Annotated in this window: 1 protein-coding gene; it reads left to right on the top strand. The window is 74.6% G+C overall.

The features are described 5' to 3' along the window. Nucleotides 1-710, top strand: a 710-nt coding sequence (locus tag ACFWJO_RS38360; protein ID WP_386872802.1) for a DUF6707 family protein, incomplete at both ends; no start/stop codon positions are given.

Here is a 710-nt window from a genome sequence, read left to right as displayed (position 1 = left end):
CGCCCCGCCGGTGGCCTCGACCCGGGTGATGCGGGACGACTTCGGCACCCCCGCGCTCGTGATCGCCACCCTCGAGGGCGGCCGCGAGGTCAAGATCGCCCACGGCTCCGTGATCCGGGTCCGCACGGACCGCCCGGAGGAGCGCAGGGCCGTCCCGGACACCACCTTCTCCCCCGTGGACGCGGGCTCCCCCGAGGAGCGGATCGTCGCCGTCGGCAAGCGCCACCTCGAGGACACCGAGCTGACCGCCACCGCGGCCCGGCTCTCCCACGGGTTGAACCTGCGCTCCGGCTCCCAGCTGGAGGACGTGTTCGGCATGGCCGAGCGGCTCTACCTGCTGCACGAGGACACCGAGGGCACGCTGGCCACCCTAGGCCTGCTGACGAACCTGCCGTGGGACGGGGCCGTGGGGCGGTGGAAGTCCATCCAGGCCGCGCTGTCCCTGGCGTCGCTGATCCTGCGCGAGGAGGGCGAGCACATCGCCGCCGCCAACCTCGGTCGGCGCCTGCTCGAGGCGGACGAGGTCCCCTCCGAGCCGGGCCGGGCGGCCCGGGTGCTCGAGGTGCGCCAGCGCCAGCTCAACGAGCCGCCGCTCTACGACCGGGAGATCTCCCGCGCCCTGCAGGCCCGCGACGCCGAGGCCGAGTATCAGTGGCGCCGCGCCCGGTTCGACCAGCTGCTGTACCTGCGCGCCCGCGGCGGCTCTGAGA

The sequence above is a fragment of the Streptomyces sp. NPDC127092 genome, from assembly GCF_042722475.1.
Classification (GTDB): Bacteria; Actinomycetota; Actinomycetes; order Streptomycetales; family Streptomycetaceae; genus Streptomyces.
Note: the sequence above shows the minus strand (reverse complement) of the source record. Positions and strands in the feature narration are given on the sequence as shown.